This is a genomic window from Streptomyces sp. NPDC088923 (genome assembly GCF_044749745.1).
In the GTDB taxonomy this organism is placed as follows: domain Bacteria; phylum Actinomycetota; class Actinomycetes; order Streptomycetales; family Streptomycetaceae; genus Streptomyces.
This window is the reverse complement of the sequence record NZ_JBIVIO010000007.1, coordinates 207,029-224,697: the sequence shown is the minus strand read 5'-3', so window position 1 is coordinate 224,697 and position 17,669 is coordinate 207,029. Positions and strand designations below refer to the sequence as shown.

Sequence of the window (17,669 nt, the reverse complement as noted above, 5' to 3'; positions counted from 1 at the left end):
CCCCCTCCACGCACCCAACCCCCCTGCTCCCACCGGAGGCTGACACCGCCGTGAACGACCACCACCCCGACCCCCGCGCCAGGACCGGGCAGCCCACGCCGCCCGGCGACGGACTCACCCCCGAGGAGATCCGCGCGACAGTGGCCGAAGCGCTGGGCGCCGGGACACTCGACGAGGACAGCGACCTCTTCGCGCTCGGCCTCGACTCACTCGTGCTGATGCGACTCGTGGGCGCCTGGCGGCGGGCCGGCAGTTCGGTGACCTTCCAGGACCTCGTGGACAAGCCGGTCCTGAGGGCCTGGTACGCCGTCCTGCGCGAACGGAGCGGCCTCCCCGCGGCGAATGCCGCCGCCCCCCTGCCCGCGAGCAGCCCGGAGGACGGCACGCCCTTCGCCCTTTCGGCCATGCAGCACGCGTACTGGATCGGCCGCCAGGACGGACAGCCGCTCGGCGGCGTCGCCCCGCACTTCGCCGTCGAACTCGACGGCACCGGACTCGATCCCGAGCGCCTGGGCACGGCACTCGGCAAGCTCGTGGACCGGCACGCCATGCTGCGCGCGTACGTCGACGCGGACGGCCGCCAGCAGTACGGCGACGGACCCGCCCGCTTCGCCGTGCACGACCTGCGCGAACTGTCCGGCGAGGAGCTGAGCGCGCGCCTCGCCGAGCTGCGCGAGCGGCACACCCACACCCGGCCCGACCCGGCGGCGGGAGAACTCTTCCGTACCGCCCTGTGCCTCCTGCCCGGCGACCGCACGCGGCTCCAGATCGGCCTCGACATGATGGCCGGCGACGCCCTGAGCCTGCGCGTCCTCCTCGCCGACCTGCGCGACCTCTACGCCCACCCCGGCGAACCGCTCCCGCCCCTCTCGCTCACCTACCGCGACTACCTCGCGGCGCGCGCCACCGACCCCGGCACAGCCGAGAAAAGGGCGGCCGACCGCGCCTGGTGGCACGAGCGGCTCGCCACCCTGCCCCGGGCCCCGGAGGTCCCGACGACCGTGCCGCTCACCCGGCCCGTCGCGGCCACCGACACCGCGCTCACCCGCGCGCGGCGGCTGCACCACTGGATCGGCCCGGCCGACAAGGAGACGCTCGCCGCACGGGCCAGGGGCCACGGGCTCACCCCGGCCGCCGCGCTCGCCACCGCCTTCGCCGAGGTCCTCGCGGCCTGGAGCGGCAACCGCCGCTTCCTGCTCAACCTCCCCCTCTTCGACCGCGAGCTCTACACGCCCGATGTCGCCGGACTCGTCGGCGACTTCAGCTCCTCGCTCCTGCTCGACGTGGACCTCACCGAGCCCCTCCCGTTCCTCGCCCACGCCCAGCACATCCAGGACGGCATCAGGGCGGGTGTCGTGCACGGCTCCTACGGCGGTGTCGAGGTGCTGCGCGACCTCACGCGCGCCGAGGGCTCCCCCGTCCTCGCGCCCGTCGTCTACACGAGCGCCCTCGGACTCGGCGAGATCTTCACCCCCGAGGTCCAAGAGCTCTTCGGGCGCCCGGTGTGGATCATCTCGCAAGGCCCCCAGGTCGTCCTCGACGCCCAGGTCACCGAACTGGACGGCGGGCTGCTGCTCAACTGGGACGTACGGGACGGAGTCCTCGCTCCGGGAGTCGCGGACGCGGCCTTCGCCGCATACCGCGCGCTGCTCACCTCCCTCACCGAGCGGGAAGCCGCGTGGGAGGAGCCGGTCGGCCCCCTCGTCCCCGCCGCGCGGCTCACGGCGCGCACGGCGGCGGCACGGCCCCGCACCCCCGAGTCCGAAGAGCCCCTGCACGGCCCGTTCTTCCGGCACGCCGCCGAACATCCCCAGCGCCTCGCCCTCGTCCGCGAGGACGGGACGCGGCTCGCCTACGGCGAACTGGACCGAGCGGCCCGCCGGGTGACGGCCCTGCTGCGCCACCACGGGGTCGGCGAGGGCGATACGGTCGCGATCACTCTGCCCAAGGGCGCGGCCCAGGTCGTCGCGGTGCTCGGTGTCCTCGCCGCCGGGGCCTGTTACGCGCCCGTGGGGATCGAGCAACCCGCCGCGCGGCGGCGGCACATCCACGCGCGGGCGGGGGCGCGCGTGGTCCTCACCGACCCCGGCCACGCGCACCTGTGCCGGGACGTCCCCGGTCTCACCTGCCTCACGATCGACGAGGCAGTCGGCCACCCCCCGGCCGCCGTCATCAGCACGCCCGCACCGGAGAGCCCCGCGTACCTCCTGTTCACCTCGGGCTCCACCGGTCTCCCCAAGGGGGTCGAGGTCCCGCACCGGGCCGTCGTCAACACACTCGACGCGCTGCGCGAGCGATGCGCCATCGGGCCCCGCGACCGCACCCTCGCCCTCTCCGCGCTCGACTTCGACCTCGCGGCCTTCGACCTCTTCGCACCCCTGTCGGCCGGGGGCGCGGTCGTCCTCGTCGGCGAGGACCACCGCAAGGACGCGCACCACTGGACCGCGCTCGTGCGCGGCCACGGCGTCACACTCCTCCAGTGCGTGCCGGCCGTCCTCGACCTCCTCCTCGCGGCCGGAGCAGATACCGGACTCGGCAGCACCCCGCGCTTCGCCCTGCTCGGCGGCGACTGGATCGGGCTCGACCAGCCGGCCCGGCTGCGCGCCCTCGTCCCCGGCTGCCGCTTCCTCGCGCTCGGCGGGATGACCGAGGCCGCCGTGCACTCGACCGTCTTCGAAGTCGAGGAGGTGGACCCGGCATGGCTCTCGGTGCCCTGGGGGAAACCCCTGCGCAACATGCGCGCACGCGTCGTGGACAGCCACGGGCACGACTGCCCCGACCGCGTTCCGGGCGAACTGTGGATCGCGGGGCCCGGTCTCGCCACCGGTTACCGCGGCGACCCAGAACGCACCGCCGAGCGGTTCGTGGAGCACGACGGCGAGCGCTGGTACCGCAGCGGGGACCTCGCGCGCTACCGCCCCGACGGGATCATCGAGTTCCTGGGACGGGCCGACCACCAGGTGAAGATCGGCGGGCACCGGATCGAACTCGGTGAGGTCGAGGCCGCTCTGGAAGCCGACCCCGCGGTCCTGCGCGCCGTCGCCGTGGTCGTCGACGAGCCCGTGCGCAGGCTCGCCGCCCTCGTCACTCCCGTACCGGGCGGCGCGGAGCCCCCCGTACTGCCCGAGGAGGTGCGCGCGCGGGCGGCAGGACGGCTCGTCGGCTACATGGTGCCCGAGTCCGTCCTCATCAGGGACGCCCTCCCGCTCACGCCCAACGGCAAGCCCGACCGCGCGGCCGTCGCCCTCCTGCTCACGGGGCACGCCGGCGACCGGTGGCAGACACGAGAGACCCCCGCGGGCACCGCGGAGGAGACGGTGGCGGCCGTGTGGGCGGAACTCCTCGGGGTGACCGGCATCGGCAGAGACGACAGCTTCTTCGCGCTCGGCGGCGACTCCCTTCTCGCCACCCGGGCGGTGGGACGGCTGCGTGCCGCCGGCTTCGCGGAGGCCGCAGTGGCCGCCCTCTTCGCCGCACCCGCTCTCCGGGATTTCGCCGCCCGCCTCGGACCGCGTGCCGCCGCCGGCACACCCGCACCGTCCGCCCCCGTCGCCGACGCGGTGCACGCCCACGAGCCCTTCGCGCTCACCGACGTACAGGCCGCCTACCTGCGCGGCCGGGACTCCGATTTCACGCTGGGCGGCGTCGGCACCTGGCACTACAGCGAGTTCGACGGCCCCGACGTGGACCTCGACCGCCTCGCCCGCGCCTGGAACCGGCTCGTGCGCCGCCACGGGATGCTCCGCGCCGTCGTCGAGGCGGACGGCACACAACGCGTGCTCCCCTCGGTGCCCGAGGTACGCGTCCGCGTCGAGGAGACGGACGCGGCTGGGGCCGGGCCCGCGCTCGCCGCCCTGCGGGAACGCATGGCGCACCAAGTGCGCGACCCCGGTACCTGGCCGCTCTTCGACCTCGCCGCGCTCCGCTACCCGGGCGAGAACGGCCGCACCAGGACCCGCCTCGCCGTGGGCCTCGACTACCTCGTACTCGACGCCCTCTCGCTCACGACGCTCTACGGGGAACTGAACACCCTCTACGACGACCCGGAGGCCCCCCTCCCGCCGCTCTCGCTCACCTTCCGCGACTACCTGACGAACCTCGCCCCCGATCCCGCCGCGCTCGCCCGGGCACGCGCGCACTGGGAGGAGCGGCTCGCAGAGCTTCCGCAGCCCCCCGCCCTGCCCTTCGCCACCGAGCCGGCGTCCCTGACGGGGCCGCGCTTCACGCGGCGCCGCCTGAGTCTGCCCGCGCCGCGCTGGCGGGCCGTCAAGGAGCGCGCGGCCCGGTACGGGCTCACCCCGGCGACGCTGCTCCTCGCCGCCTACGGGGAAGTCCTCGCCGCGTGGAGCGGGGCGGACGCGGTCGCGGTGACCCTCACGCTCTTCAACCGCCGCGAGACGCACCCCGACGTGCACCGCGTGCTCGGGGACTTCACCTCGCTCGCGCCCGCCGCCTACCGGCGCGCCGGAACGCACTGGCTGGAGCGGCTGCGCGAGACACAGGCACGGCAGGCCGCCGACCTGGACCACCAGGACGTGCCCGCGGCCTGGCTGTTGCGCGAGACGGCCCGCCGCTCGGCGCCCGGGACCCCCGCTGTCGTCTTCACCGGCGCGCTCGGGGTCGGCGACGCCTCGCTCTCCGGCCCGGCGACGGGCTTCCCGGCGAAGGTCTGGGGGCTGTCGCAGTCGCCGCAGGTGTGCCTGGACAACCAGGTCACCGAGGAGGACGGGGCCCTCGTCGTGACGTGGGACGCCGTCGAAGCCCTCTTCCGCGAAGGCGTTCTGGACGCCATGTTCGCGGCGTACGCGAAGCTGCTCGACCACCTCGCCGACGGCGACTGGGAGTCGCCGGTGCCCCCGCTCCTCCCCGCGCCCCAGCGGGAAGCCCGCCGCCGTGCCGCCGCCGAGGCGGCAGGACCCGTCACCGCGGCGCGCACCCTGCACGAGACCTTCTTCACGCATGCCGCCGCCGCGCCCGGCCGCACCGCGCTCATCACCCCGGACGGCACGCGGATCAGCTATGTGCGGCTCGCCTCGGACGCGCTCCGCTTCGCCGCCGCGCTGCGGGCCCGAGGGGTCCGCGAGGGGGAGCGGGTCGCCGTGGGCCTGCCGAAGGGCCCGGCGCAGGTGGCCGCGGTCCTCGGAGTGCTCGCCGCCGGCGCGGTCTTCGTCCCCGTGGGCCCCGCGCAGCCGGCCCACCGGCGCGCCCGGGTGCACGCGCTCGCCGGCATCCGCGTGAGCATCGCCGAGGAGGCCGAACCCGGGGCTCCGGCCGCCGCGAAGGCGGGGCCCGAGGTGCTGACCCCGGCACTGGCGCACGAGCACGAACCCCTCGAAGGTCCCGTGGTGCCCGCGCCGGGCACACCCGCGTACGTCATCTTCACCTCCGGCTCGACCGGCGAGCCGAAGGGCGTCAGCGTCTCGCACGCCGCCGCCTGGAACACCGTCGCCGATGTCAGCAGGCGCCACGGCATCCGGGCCAGGGACCGGGTGTTCGCTCTCTCGGCACTCGATTTCGACCTCGCCGTCTACGACCTCTTCGGCATCCTGTCGGCGGGCGGCTCGCTGCTGCTGCCGACGGAGGAGGACCGGCGCGACCCCGCCGGCTGGCCCGCGCTCGTACGCCGCTTCGGCGTGACGGTGTGGAACACGGTGCCGGCGCTGCTCGGGCTCCTCCTCGACGCGGACGAGCACGGCGAGGGACCGCCCGGAGACCTCCTCGGCCTGCGCACGGCCCTCGCCTCGGGTGACTGGATCGCGCTCGACCTGCCCGCTCGCCTGCGGGCGCGCACGGCGGGCGGCTGCCGGTTCGTCGCCATGGGCGGGGCGACGGAGGCCGCCGTGTGGTCCAACACGTACACGGTCACCGCGTCGCTTCCCGGCTGGCCGTCGATCCCGTACGGCAGTCCGCTCACCGGGCAGGAGTACCGGGTCGTGGACGGGGCCGGAAAGGACTGCCCGGACTGGGTGCCGGGCGAGCTGTGGATCGGCGGACTCGGGCTCGCCGACGGATACCTCGGCGACCCGGAACTGACGTCCCGCAAGTTCCCCATGAGCCAGGGGCGGCGCTGGTACCGCACGGGGGACGTGGGCCGGTTCCGGCCCGGCGGGCTCATCGAGTTCCTGGGCAGGCGCGACGCGCAGCTCAAGATCTCCGGGCACCGGGTCGAGGCCGGCGAGGTCGAGGCCGCGCTGGAGGCCCAGCCGGGGATCGCGCGGGCCGCTGTCGTCGGCGCGGGACCGCGTACCGCCCGCAGGCTCGTGGCCTTCGCCGTGCGCCAGGACGGGCCCGTACGGGAGGAAGGGGCGGACGGGTCCGTACGGCAGGACGGGGCGGAGGGGCGCATACGGGCCGGCGCGGGCGACTCCGGCGCGCCGGGAAGCGCCGACGACCTGCCGCGGACCGCGCACGTCCTGTCCGCGCTGCACTCACGGCTCTCCGCGCACGCGGTGCCCGCACGGCTCCACTTCCTCGACGCGCTACCGCTCACCGGCAACGGAAAGGTCGACCGGGCGGCCCTCCTCGCGCTCGCCGAGGAGCACGAGCCCGCGCGCGTCGCGGAGAGCATTCGGCCGCGTCCGGGCACCGAGGCCGAGGTCGCCGCGCTGTGGGAGTCCTGTCTGCCCGGCACCGCGAGCGACCGGTACGCCAACTTCTTCACCGCCGGCGGGGACAGCCTCGCCGCGATGCGGCTCGTCGCCGCGCTGGGACGCCACTTCCACATCCCCTTCCCGGTCCGCCGCCTCCTCGCGGCCCCGGACCTCGCCGCCCTCGCGGCCGACATCAGCACCAGCGTCGCCGCACAGGCGGCCGACACCGAGAGCGGAGCACTGTGAACATCAACGAACTACTGGCCGACTGCGCGGCCCTGGGCGTCGAACTGTGGGAGGAGGAAGGGCGCCTGCGCTTCCGCGCCCCCCGCGGGGTGCTCACCGGGGGACTGCGCGAGCGACTGGTCGCGCACAAGGAAGAGCTCCTGCGCCATCTCGCGGACCCCACCGACGAGATGCCGACCCCCGACCCCGCCGCGCGGCACGAGCCCTTCCCGCTCACGCCCGTGCAGTCCGCGTACCTCCTCGGCCGTGCCGAAGGCGTGCCCTACGGCGGCGTCGCCTGCCAGGCGTACGTCGAACTCGACTACCCCGAGCTGGACGCCGAGCGCGTCGCCCGGGTGTGGCAGGAGCTGACCGAACGGCACGACATGCTGCGCGCGGTCGTCCACGAGGACGGCTACCAGCAGGTGCTCCCCGAAGTCCCCGCGATCGAGGTCGAGGTCGCCGAGGCACCGCCCGGCCAGGAGGAGCGCACGCGTGCCGCCGTGCGGACCCGCATGACGGAGCGCCGATCCCAGACCGACCGGTGGCCGTTGTTCGAACTGGCCCTCACCCGGGCTCCCGGTGGCGACCGTCTCCACGTCGCCTGCGACATGCTCATCGTGGACCACGCGGGGCTGCGGCTCCTGCTCGCCGAGTTCGACGCCCGCTACCGGGGCACGGCGGAGCGAACGGCGCCGCTCACGCCGAGCTTCCGCGACTGCGTGCTCGCGCGGCGCGCGCAGGTGGGGACACCCGCGTACGAGCGCGACCGCGCCTACTGGTCGGCGCGCACCGACACCCTGCCGCCCGCCCCCGAACTGCCGCTCGCGGAGCGGTGGGCGCCGGTCCCCAACGCACCCCGTGACGCTCTTCCCGGTGCCCCCGTCTCCTTTCGGAGGCTCGAACGACTCCTCGGCGCCGAAGCCAGGGGACGGCTCGGCGAACGGGCCGCGCGACGCGGACTGACCCTGTCGGGTGTGCTCCTGACCGCCTACGCGGAGGTCGTGGGCCGCTGGTCGCGGACGCCGCGCTTCACCCTCAACGTACCGACGGCCGACCGGCGCCCCGGGACCGGCCACGTCGTCGGGGACTTCACCGCGCTGGAACTGCTCGAAGTGGACCTCGGCTCACCCCTGTCCTTCGCGGAGCGCACCCGGGAGCTCACCGGGCGGCTCCTGGAGGACCTGGAGCACGCGCGGTACGGCGGGACCGAGGTGCTCGCCGAACTGTCGCGCCGCTCGGGCTCGCCCGTCCTGATGCCGGTCGTGTTCACGACCGCGCTCGGCGGCCGTGAGACCGCTTCCCTGCCGATCGCCTACGCCGCGACCAGGACTCCGCAGGTGTGGCTCGACTGCCAGGCCATGGAACGCGGGGACGCGCTCGCCCTGTCCTGGGACGTGCGCGAGGGCGTGCTTCCCGAGAGCACGGCCGAGGACATGTTCACGGTGTACGCCGCGCTCGTCGAGGAGCTCGCCGCGCCCGGCGCCGACGCCGCCTGGGACCGGCCGGCCGCGCTCCCGCTGCCGCCCGCCCAGGAAGAGCGGCGTGCCACCTACCACGCGAGCGAGGGACCACTGCCCGGCGGACTGCTGCACGAGGCGTTCCTCGCCCGGGCGGCCGCGGCCCCGGACGCCGTGGCCGTCGAAGCGCCCGGGCGCACACTGACGTACCGGGAGCTGGCCCGGCGCGCGGGCGAGGTGGCGACGCGGCTGACCGCGCTCGGACTGGAGCCGGGCGAGCGGGTCGCGGTGTGGATGGACAAGGGCTGGGAGCAGCCGGTCGCCGTCCTCGGCGCACTCCTGGCGGGAGGCGCCTACCTGCCGGTGGACACCGCGCAGCCGGTCCGCCGCAGGGACACGATCCTGGCCGACGCCGCCGTGCGCCACGTCCTGACGCAGTCGTGGCTCGCGGAACTCGACGACCTGCCCAGTACCCTCACGGCGCACGCGGTGGACGCGCTTCCCGAGGCGCCCGCCGACCCCGTCTCCGCCCAGGGGACCGCCCCTGCCGACCTCGCCTACGTCATCTACACCTCCGGCTCGACCGGGACGCCGAAGGGCGTCATGATCAGCCACCGCGCCGCCGTCAACACGATCGCCGACGTGAACCGGCGGTGGGGGCTCGACGCCGGGGACAAGGTGCTCGGCGTCGCGGGCCTCGGCTTCGACCTGTCGGTGTACGACCTGTTCGGGCCGCTCTCGGTGGGCGGGACGCTCGTGCTGCCGCGGGAGGAGCGCCGGGGCGACCCCTCGCACTGGGCGGAACTGCTCCTCGACCGGGGCGTGACGGTGTGGAACTCCGTTCCCGGACAGCTCCAGATGCTCTGCGACTGGGTGCGTTCGGCGCCGGGGGCGCGGGAGGCGCCGCTGCGGCTCGCGCTCCTGTCGGGCGACTGGATACCCGTCGCCCTGCCGGACGAGGCCCGCGCGCTGTGGCCGTCCCTGGAGGTCGTCGCCCTAGGCGGCGCGACGGAGGCGGCGATCTGGTCGATCGCCCACCCCGCCGCCGACGTGGACACGGCGCGCCCGAGCATCCCCTACGGACGGCCGCTCACCAACCAGCGCGTGCACGTCCTGGACCACGCGCTGCGCCCCCGCCCCGAGTGGGTGCCCGGCGAGCTGTACCTCGCGGGCGCGGGGCTCGCGCTCGGCTACCTGGGTGACGAGGCCCGTACCGCCGAGCGCTTCGCGCACCACCCGCTGACCGGTGAACGGCTCTACCGCACCGGCGACATGGGACGCCAACTCCCGGACGGAACCGTCGAGTTCCTCGGGCGCGAGGACACCCAGGTCAAGATTCGCGGCTACCGGGTCGAGCTGGCCGAGGTGGAGGCCGCCGTGCAGGCACACCCCTCCGTGGGCGCGGGCGCGGTCGTCGTGGACGACGGAGCGAGCGGCGGACGCAGGCTCGCCGCCTTTGTGGAAAGCGGTCGGCGCGCGCCGGGCACCGCCTCGGCGCTCTCGCGGGAGGCCGCCGAGGCGGCGCGCGCGGCGATCGCACACGCCGGCGAGTCGGTGGACGGCGCTCGGCTGGGCGCCTTCCTCGACGCACTGGACGCCACCGCGCTCGACGTCATGGCGCATGTCATCGCCGCGGCCGGACTGTGCACGGGGCCTCAAGGCCACACCGCCGACGAGGTCTGCGCGGGACTGCGCGCGACTTCCCGCCACCGGCATCTGGTCCGCCGCTGGCTGCGTGCGCTCACCGCACACGGGCGTCTGACGCATGACGCGGTCAAGGGCGCGTACACGGGGCTGGCCCCGGTGGACGGGGCCGCGCTGGAGGCCGCGTGGCGCACCGCGGCCGGACTGGAGGCGGAGGTCGGCTGGTCGACCGAACTCCTCGGCGTCATGCGCACGTGTGCCGACCGGCTCCCCGAACTGCTCGCCGGTGAGGTGGAGGTGGCCGCGCTGCTCTTCCCCGGCGCGACGACCGCGGCCGCCGACGCCGCGTACCGCGACAACCTGGCGATCCGCCACCTCAACCAGGCGGTCGCCGCCGCGCTCACCCGTGTCGCCGCCGCACACACCGGCGAAGAACGACTGCGCGTCCTGGAGATCGGCGGGGGAGTGGGCGGCACGACCGCCGAACTCGTCCCCGCGCTCGACCGCTACGGTGTGGACTACCTCTTCACGGATGCCTCGCCGTTCTTCGTCGACGAGGCCCGCGAGCGCTTCGCCGAGCGGCCGTGGGTCCGCTGCGCGCGCTTCGACCTCGACCACGAGCCGCGTGCCCAGGGCCTCGTGCCCAATTCCTTCGACGTCGTGGTGTGCGCCAACACCCTGCACGCGGTGGCGGACACGGAGGCGGCGGTGGCGCGGCTGCGAGAACTCCTCGCGCCCGGCGGACGGCTCGTCTTCGTGGAGAACACGCGGGACCTGCACCCCCCGCTCCTCGTGTCGATGGAGTTCCTGGAGCTGGCGGGCGCCGAGTGGACGGACGAACGCCCGGCGCTCGGCCAGTCCTTCCTCACCGGTCCGCAGTGGCACGACCTGCTCGCGCGGCACGGGGCCACGGACGTGGCGGCGTTCCCCGGCGCGGGGGAGCCGCTCGCGCGCACGGGACAGGAACTCTTCCTCGCCGTCCTCAAGGACGACCGCGTCCCGCTCACCGAGGGCGAACTCGCCCGGGACGCCGCCAACAGGCTGCCCGCGTACATGCTTCCCTCGGTGTGGCAGGTCGTGGACGCGCTGCCGCGTACGGCGAACGGCAAGACGGACCGGGCCGCGCTGCGCGCCTGGCTCCCGCGCGAGAGCGCACGGCCCCGGACCGGGGCCACCGGGGCGGAACGGCCGATGGACCCACTGGAGCGCGAACTCGCCGCACTCTGGGCAGAGTTGCTCGCGGTGCCCGAGGTCGGCGCGCACGAGGACTTCTTCGACCTCGGCGGGGACTCCCTGCTTGTCGCGCGGATGGCCGGAAGGATTCGTGAACGGGTGGCCCACGCGGGGGATCTGGAGTGGGAGGCCGTCCTGCGACACCTGCTGCGGCGGCCCACCGTCACCGGTCTCGCCGCCTTCCTGCGCGAGCGGGCGGGCGAGGCGGCGCCGGACCCGGCGGCGCCGGCGGACCCCCTCGTGCACCTGCACGGCTCGCGGTCCACCGACGAGCCGGTGACGGTCCTCGTCCACGCGGGCACCGGCACCGTGATGCCCTACCGGGCCCTCGTCACCGAGATCCGGCGGCGCTCGCCCGGACTCGCCACCGTGGCGGGCCTGGAGGTGCCCGCCCTCGACCGCTACCTCGCCGCCCCGCCGGAGGGGCTCATCGAACAGCTCGCCGCCGAGTACGCCGAAGCGCTGACCCGGGACGGAGCGCGACGCTTCCACGTCGTCGGCTACTGCCTCGGCGGCCTTGTCGCCACCGAGGTCGCCCGCTCCCTCGCCGAGTCGGGAGCGGTGGTCGAGAGCCTCACCGTCATCAGCAGCCACAGCCCGCGTTTCCGGCTCGACGACGAACTGCTCTCCGAGTACGCCTTCGCCGTCATGATGGGCATCGACCCGGCGGACCTCGGCTTCCCCGCCGACGAGAACCGGGTCGCGGCGGCGGCCGACGCCGTCCTCGCGCAGAGCCCCGGCGTGCTGCGGGACGGCGGACTCGCCGCGCTGCAAGGGGAGTTCGCCGATGTCGGCGCGTGCTTCGCCGCGCTCGCCGCCGTACCGCGAGAAACCCGCATCGAGCGGATGTGCGACGCGGTCCCCGCCGGTGCCGGCAACTACGCCCCCGACCACATGACCCGTCTCTTCTCCGCCTTCCGGCAGAGCGTCTTCGCGATCACCCGGTACACCGCCGAACCGTACGCGGGGGACATCACCTTCCTGCGCCACGACGGTGCCTACCCCTTCCCCGGCAGCAAGGCGGCGGTCACCACCTACTGGGAGGACCTGACGCTCGGCGACCTGACGATCCTCGACATCGGCGGCGACCACTTCAGCTGCCTCGCCCCCGAACACGCCCCGGCTGTCCTCAAGCTCCTCGACGAGCTGACCTCCGGGGCGGTGACCCGGTGACCGCGACGACGATCGGCGTGCTCGGCGCCTCGGGCGCCGTCGGCCGCGCCGCCGTGCGGGCCCTGCGCGACCTCGGGCACACCGCACTGCGCCTCGGGGGACGCACCGAGCAGCCGCTGCGCGCCGTGCTCGCCGAGGAACTGCACGGACAAGGGCACATCCGGACCACCGACCTCGCCGACCCCGCCGCGCTCGCCGCCTTCGCGCGCGGCTGCGACCTCGTACTCAACTGCGCCGGCCCCAGCTACCGCTTCGGCGCGACGGCGGCCCGCGCGGCCCTCGGGGCCGGGGCCCACTGCGTGGACGTCGCGGGCGACGACCCCGCCGCCGAGAACCTGCACGACGAACCGCCGCCGCAACTCGCCGGGCACACGGTCGTCCTCTCGGCGGGAACACTGCCCGGCCTGTCGAGCCTCCTGCCACGACTGGCAGCACGCCGACTCGACACGGCCGACTCGCTCACGGTGTACTGCGGCGGCCTGGAGCCCTGCTCGCCGACCGTCGCCGCCGACCTCCTCCTCTCGCTCACCTCGGGGGGTCCGGAGGGCGGCGCCTACGGCGAGGCGCTCGCGGCGGTACGGGGCGGACGGCGCGCCGCGCGGGTACTGCGCGCCGCGCGGGACGCCTTGGTACCGGGCTTTCCCGGCCGGGTCGCTCTCGTGCCCTTCCTCGGCGAGGAGACGGTACGCCTGGCCGCCGCGCTCGGCCTGGAGCGCGCCGACTGGTGGAACGTGCACCCGGGCCCCCGGGTCCACGCGCTGCTCACGAGCCTGCCGGCCGCGCTCGCGGCGGGCGAGGAGCCCCGGCTCCTGGAGGAACGGCTCAGCCGCGCCGCCGGCGTCGACCTCGCCGGGCGCTCCCCGTACTACGCGATGGAGTTCCGGCTCTCGGGCCGCGCGGGCGGGCGCCCCGCCGAACGGTGGCTGCGGCTGCGCACCAGCAGTAGTTACCGGCTCACCGGCGCGATGGGCGCGCTCACGGCTGACGCCGTCGCGCGCGGCGCCGTACCCGCGGGGACGCACTTCGCTTGCGAGGTGCTCGACCCCGAGGAGGTCGTCAGCGGCCTCGTCGCGCTCGGCGCCGCCGACTTCCTCGTCCAGGACGCGCCGCCGACAGCGGCGGCCGGGCGAGCGACGGGCCGGGACGAGGCAGAGGAGGGAGAACTGTGAGCACCGGCACCGCCCCGCTGCGCGTCCTCGTGTGCGGAACGAACTTCGGGCGCTTCTACGCGCAGGCCGTGGACGAACGGCCCGGGCTCGTCCTCGCGGGCGTGCTCAGCCGGGGCTCCGCCGCCTCCCGCGAGCTCGCCGCGCGGTACGGCGTCCCGCACCACACCGAGGTGAGCGCGCTGCCCGAGGACATCGACCTCGCCTGCGTCGCCGTCGGCTCCGCCATCTCGGGTGGCGCGGGGACCGAACTGGCGCTCGCCCTGCTCGACCGGGGCGTGCACGTCCTCCAGGAACACCCCGTGCACCTCGACGAGATGACTCGCTGCCTGCGCCTGGCCCGCAGGAGAGGCGTGCACTACCGCGTCAACACGCACTACCCCCACGTCGCCCCGGTGCGCCGTTTCCTCGCCGCCGCCCAGCGGCTGCGGGAGCGGCAGCGGCCGCTCTTCGTGGACGCGGCCGGCCCGGTCCACCTCATGCACCCGCTCGTCGACGTGCTCGGGCGCGCCCTGGGCTCGCTGCGCCCGTGGAGCTTCGACGAGGGACCCACGCGCCCCGGGGCGCCGTTCCAGACGGTGAGCGGCGCGCTCGCCGGAATCCCGCTCACGCTGCGCGTGCAGAACCAGCTGGACCCAAGTGACCGGGACAACCACGCGCTGCACTGGCACCGCGTCTCGCTCGGCACCGAGGGCGGGGTCCTCACGCTCGCCGACACCCACGGCCCCGTCCTGTGGAGCCCCCGGCTCCATGTCGCCCGAGACACCGGGCACCGCTTCGTCCTTGACGGACCCGGCACGGAGCCGCTGGAGCGCGCCACGACCTCGGTGCTCGGCGGGACGGGCTCCTTCCGCGAGGTGTTCACCCGGCTGTGGCCCGACGCGCTCGGGCTCGCCATCGACGGCCTGCGCGAAGCCGCCGAACAGGGCACCGACCCGCTCGCCGGCGCGCAGTACGACCTGACGGTGTGCCGCATCTGGTCCGCCCTTGCGGCCCGCATCGGCCCGCCCGAACTCGTCCGGCCCCCCACCCCGCGTCCCCTGACCGCCGACGAGCTCTTCCCCGAAGAGGCGGGCCCGGGGCCGGTCACGGCACGGCCGCGCGCGCCGCGCTCCGGTCGAAGTCCCCGCGGCGCGAGGCCCGTCGGCGGCGCGGAGCCCGGGGCGGGCGCCGACGGCGCGGTACCGGGCCCCACTGGTACAACCGCGTCAGGACCCCCTTCGCCCGCCCCCTCCGGCACCACAGTCGCGAGGACCGTCCCCTACGACACCTCGGCGGAGTTCTTCAACCTCGTCGCCGCCGAGCACACCGAGACCGCGAGCGCGCCCGCCGTCGCGGAACTCCTCGCCGACGCGGACCTCTCGTACGGACCGGTGGCCGATATCGGCGCGGGGACGGGACTGCTCACCGAGGCAGTGGCCCGGGCCCGCCCCGATGTCGAGGTCTTCGCGTGCGAACCCGCCACCGGGATGCGTGCCGTCCTGATGAGCCGGGTCGTCAGCGACCCCCACCTGCGCGCCCGCGTCACCGTGACGGACGACAGGGCACCGGAGCTGGACCTGCCCGACCGGCTCGGAGCGGTCCTGCTCTGCGGCGTGCTCGGCCACCTCGATACGGAGCAACGTGCCCTGCTGTGGAGGTACTTGCGTCCCAGGCTCGGTCCCGCGAGTCCCGTCGTCGTCGAGCTCATGGGCTTGGAGGAGCCCGTCGAGCTCCCGCAGACGCGCACGGCGACGGCCCGCGCGGGCCGCCACACCTACGCCTGGTGGTTCTCCGGCGGCCCCGACCCCGAGGAGCCCCGCGCGATGCGCCTGCGCAGCACCTGGCGGGTCCACGAGGACGGCGCGGCCGACCCCGTGCGCGAGGTGCGCGACAGCTACCGGTGGTGGCCCTTCGGACTGCGCGCGGTGGAGGAGGAGTCCGGGCTGTGCGCCCGCCTCCTCGCCACCCGGCCCGGGGCGCCCCCGCTCGCCGTCCTCAGCAGACCCCCGGGCACCGGCTCCGTCTCCACCCCCGGCCCGCTCGCTTCCGGGCGGCCCGTTGCCGAACCGCCCGATTCCGAACCGCCCCACCCCGGACCACTCACCCCCGACAGCGAGGACCACCGATGACCACTCCCGCCGAACCGCCGCCCGCCGCCCGTGACTTCCCCGTCCGCCGCACCTGCCCCTTCGCGCCGCCCCCCGTTTACGCGGAACTGCGCGCGCAGGAACCCGTGGCCCCCGTGACCCTCCCCACCGGCCGCCCCGCCTGGGTCCTCACGCGCTACGAGGACGTGCGCGAGCTGCTCGCCGACCCGCGCGCGAGCGCCGACATCCGGCGCCCGGCCTTCCCCGCGCTCGGCGAGGGCGAGCAGGAGGTGGGTGCCCGGCTGCGGCCCTTCATCCGCACCGACGCACCCGAGCACACGCGCTACCGCCGCATGCTCCTGCCCGAGTTCACCGTGCGGCGGGCGCGCGCGATGCGCCCCGCCGTCCAGGCGCTCGTGGACGGCCTCGTGGACACGATGCTCGACGGCGGGGCGCCCGCCGACTTCGTCCCCCTCTACGCCAACGCCGTCTCCACCTCCGTCATCTGCGAACTGCTCGGCATCCCGCGCGAGAACCTGGAGTTCTTCCGCGACGTGACCCGGATCTCGGGCTCGCGGCACAGCACCGCCGAGCAGGTGACTGAAGCACTCGGCGGCCTCTTCGCCCTCCTCACCGACCTCGTCCGCGCCCGCGAGAAGGACCCCGGCGACGACCTTCTGTCGCGGCTCGTCGTGCGGCACCTGCGCACCGGTGCCGTGACCCTGCCCGAACTCCTGTCGACCGTGGGCATCACCATCAACGCCGGCCGCGAGACCAGCACGAACATGCTGGCGCTGAGCACCCTCCTCCTGCTCCAGCGTCCCTACCTCCTGGCCGAGTTGCGCGCCGATCCGGCGCTCTGGCCGGCCGCCGTGGACGAACTGCTGCGCGTCATGTCGATCGCCGACTCGATCCCGCTGCGGGTCGCCGCGGAGGACATCGACATCCCCGGAGGCACGATCCCCCGCGACGAAGGGGTGATCGCGCTTCTCGCGGGCGCCAATCACGACCCGGAGCAGTTCGACCACCCCGAGCGCGTCGACTTCCACCGGCCCGCCAACCACCACGTCGCCTTCGGCTACGGCGTGCACCAGTGCGTCGGCCAGCACCTCGCGCGCCTGGAGTTGGAGGTCGCCCTGGAGACCCTGATCCGCCGGGTCCCGACTCTGCGGCTCGCCGAACCCGAGGCGGAGATCGCCTTCAAGCACGACTCGGCGACCTTCGGCATCGAGCGCCTCATGGTGGCCTGGTGAACGCCGAAGGCGTGCACACCGGGACGGGACGGCGCGGGGCGCTGCGCTGCTGGCACCCCCGGCCCGCCGCGCGCTGGCGGCTCTTCTGCCTGCCGCACGCGGGCGGCGGCGCGGGCTCCTTCCGCCCCTGGGCCGCGCTGCTGCCGCCCGAGGTGGAGTTGTGGGGCGTGCAGTACCCGGGCCGCGAGGACCGCTTCGCCGAACCGTTCGCGCCGGACATGGGCACGCTCGTCACCGCGCTCGCGGCCGAGCTGGCACCGTACACGCGTCGCCCGTACGCCCTGTTCGGGCACAGCATGGGCTCGGCCGTCGCCTGGGAGCTGGCCCACGCGCTCCGCGCGGCCGGAGCGCCCGAGCCGGACCGACTCTTCGCCTCGGGCCGCCGTTCCCCCGCGACGGCCGTCACCGGCACGGTCCATCTCCAGGACGACGAGGCGCTGTGCCGGGAGCTGGACCGGCTGGGCGGGACGAGTGCGGAGGTCCTGGCCGACCCGGGGCTGCGGCCCGTCGTCCTCGGCTGCGTACGCGCCGACTACCGGCTCATCGAGACCTACCGGCCCGCGCGGAGACCGCCCCTGAACTGTCCCGTCGAAGTCTTCGCCGGGGACAGCGACCCCGAGTTCCCCGCCGGGCCCGAGGACCGGGACGGCGGCTGGGCAGCGCTGACACTCGGCCCCACCCGCGTCCGCGTCTTCGCGGGCGACCACTTCTACCTGACGCCGCGTCGCACGGAGGCCGTCGCGGCCCTCGTCCGGCGCCTGGACCCCGCCCTGCCGACCGGAGGCCGCTCGTGGCCGAGCACCCCGTGACCACCCCGGGCGCCGCGCACCGGTGCCCCGTCCGCACGGTGACCGGC

General features: G+C 75.2%; 6 protein-coding genes. All 6 read left to right on the top strand.

Annotated features, from left to right (window positions below; translation table 11 throughout):
• Positions 1-50 precede the first annotated feature (50 nt).
• The 6 genes from ACIP4O_RS24680 to ACIP4O_RS24655 are packed head-to-tail and all read left to right on the top strand — an operon-like array spanning position 51 to position 17,622.
• Positions 51-6,836 carry an amino acid adenylation domain-containing protein gene (locus tag ACIP4O_RS24680; RefSeq protein ID WP_401577581.1) on the top strand — a complete coding sequence of 2,262 codons (6,786 nt, stop codon included), beginning with the start codon at positions 51-53 and terminating at the stop codon, positions 6,834-6,836.
• Positions 6,833-12,325, top strand: coding sequence for an amino acid adenylation domain-containing protein (locus ACIP4O_RS24675; RefSeq protein ID WP_401577579.1), 5,493 nt, complete (start codon positions 6,833-6,835; stop codon positions 12,323-12,325). The genes ACIP4O_RS24680 and ACIP4O_RS24675 overlap by 4 nt, the downstream gene beginning before the upstream one ends.
• Positions 12,322-13,494, top strand: coding sequence for a saccharopine dehydrogenase NADP-binding domain-containing protein (locus tag ACIP4O_RS24670; RefSeq protein ID WP_401577578.1), 1,173 nt, complete (start codon positions 12,322-12,324; stop codon positions 13,492-13,494). The genes ACIP4O_RS24675 and ACIP4O_RS24670 overlap by 4 nt, the downstream gene beginning before the upstream one ends.
• Positions 13,491-15,602, top strand: coding sequence for a Gfo/Idh/MocA family oxidoreductase (locus ACIP4O_RS24665; protein WP_401577577.1), 2,112 nt, complete (start codon positions 13,491-13,493; stop codon positions 15,600-15,602). Before ACIP4O_RS24670 ends, ACIP4O_RS24665 begins: the two co-directional genes overlap by 4 nt.
• Positions 15,599-16,813, top strand: a complete 1,215-nt coding sequence (locus ACIP4O_RS24660) for a cytochrome P450 (RefSeq protein ID WP_401577575.1) — start codon at positions 15,599-15,601, stop codon at positions 16,811-16,813. Before ACIP4O_RS24665 ends, ACIP4O_RS24660 begins: the two co-directional genes overlap by 4 nt.
• Positions 16,810-17,622 (top strand): thioesterase II family protein, encoded by an 813-nt coding sequence (locus tag ACIP4O_RS24655; RefSeq protein WP_401577573.1) that lies wholly within the window; start codon positions 16,810-16,812, stop codon positions 17,620-17,622. Before ACIP4O_RS24660 ends, ACIP4O_RS24655 begins: the two co-directional genes overlap by 4 nt.
• Positions 17,623-17,669: the final 47 nt, after the last annotated feature.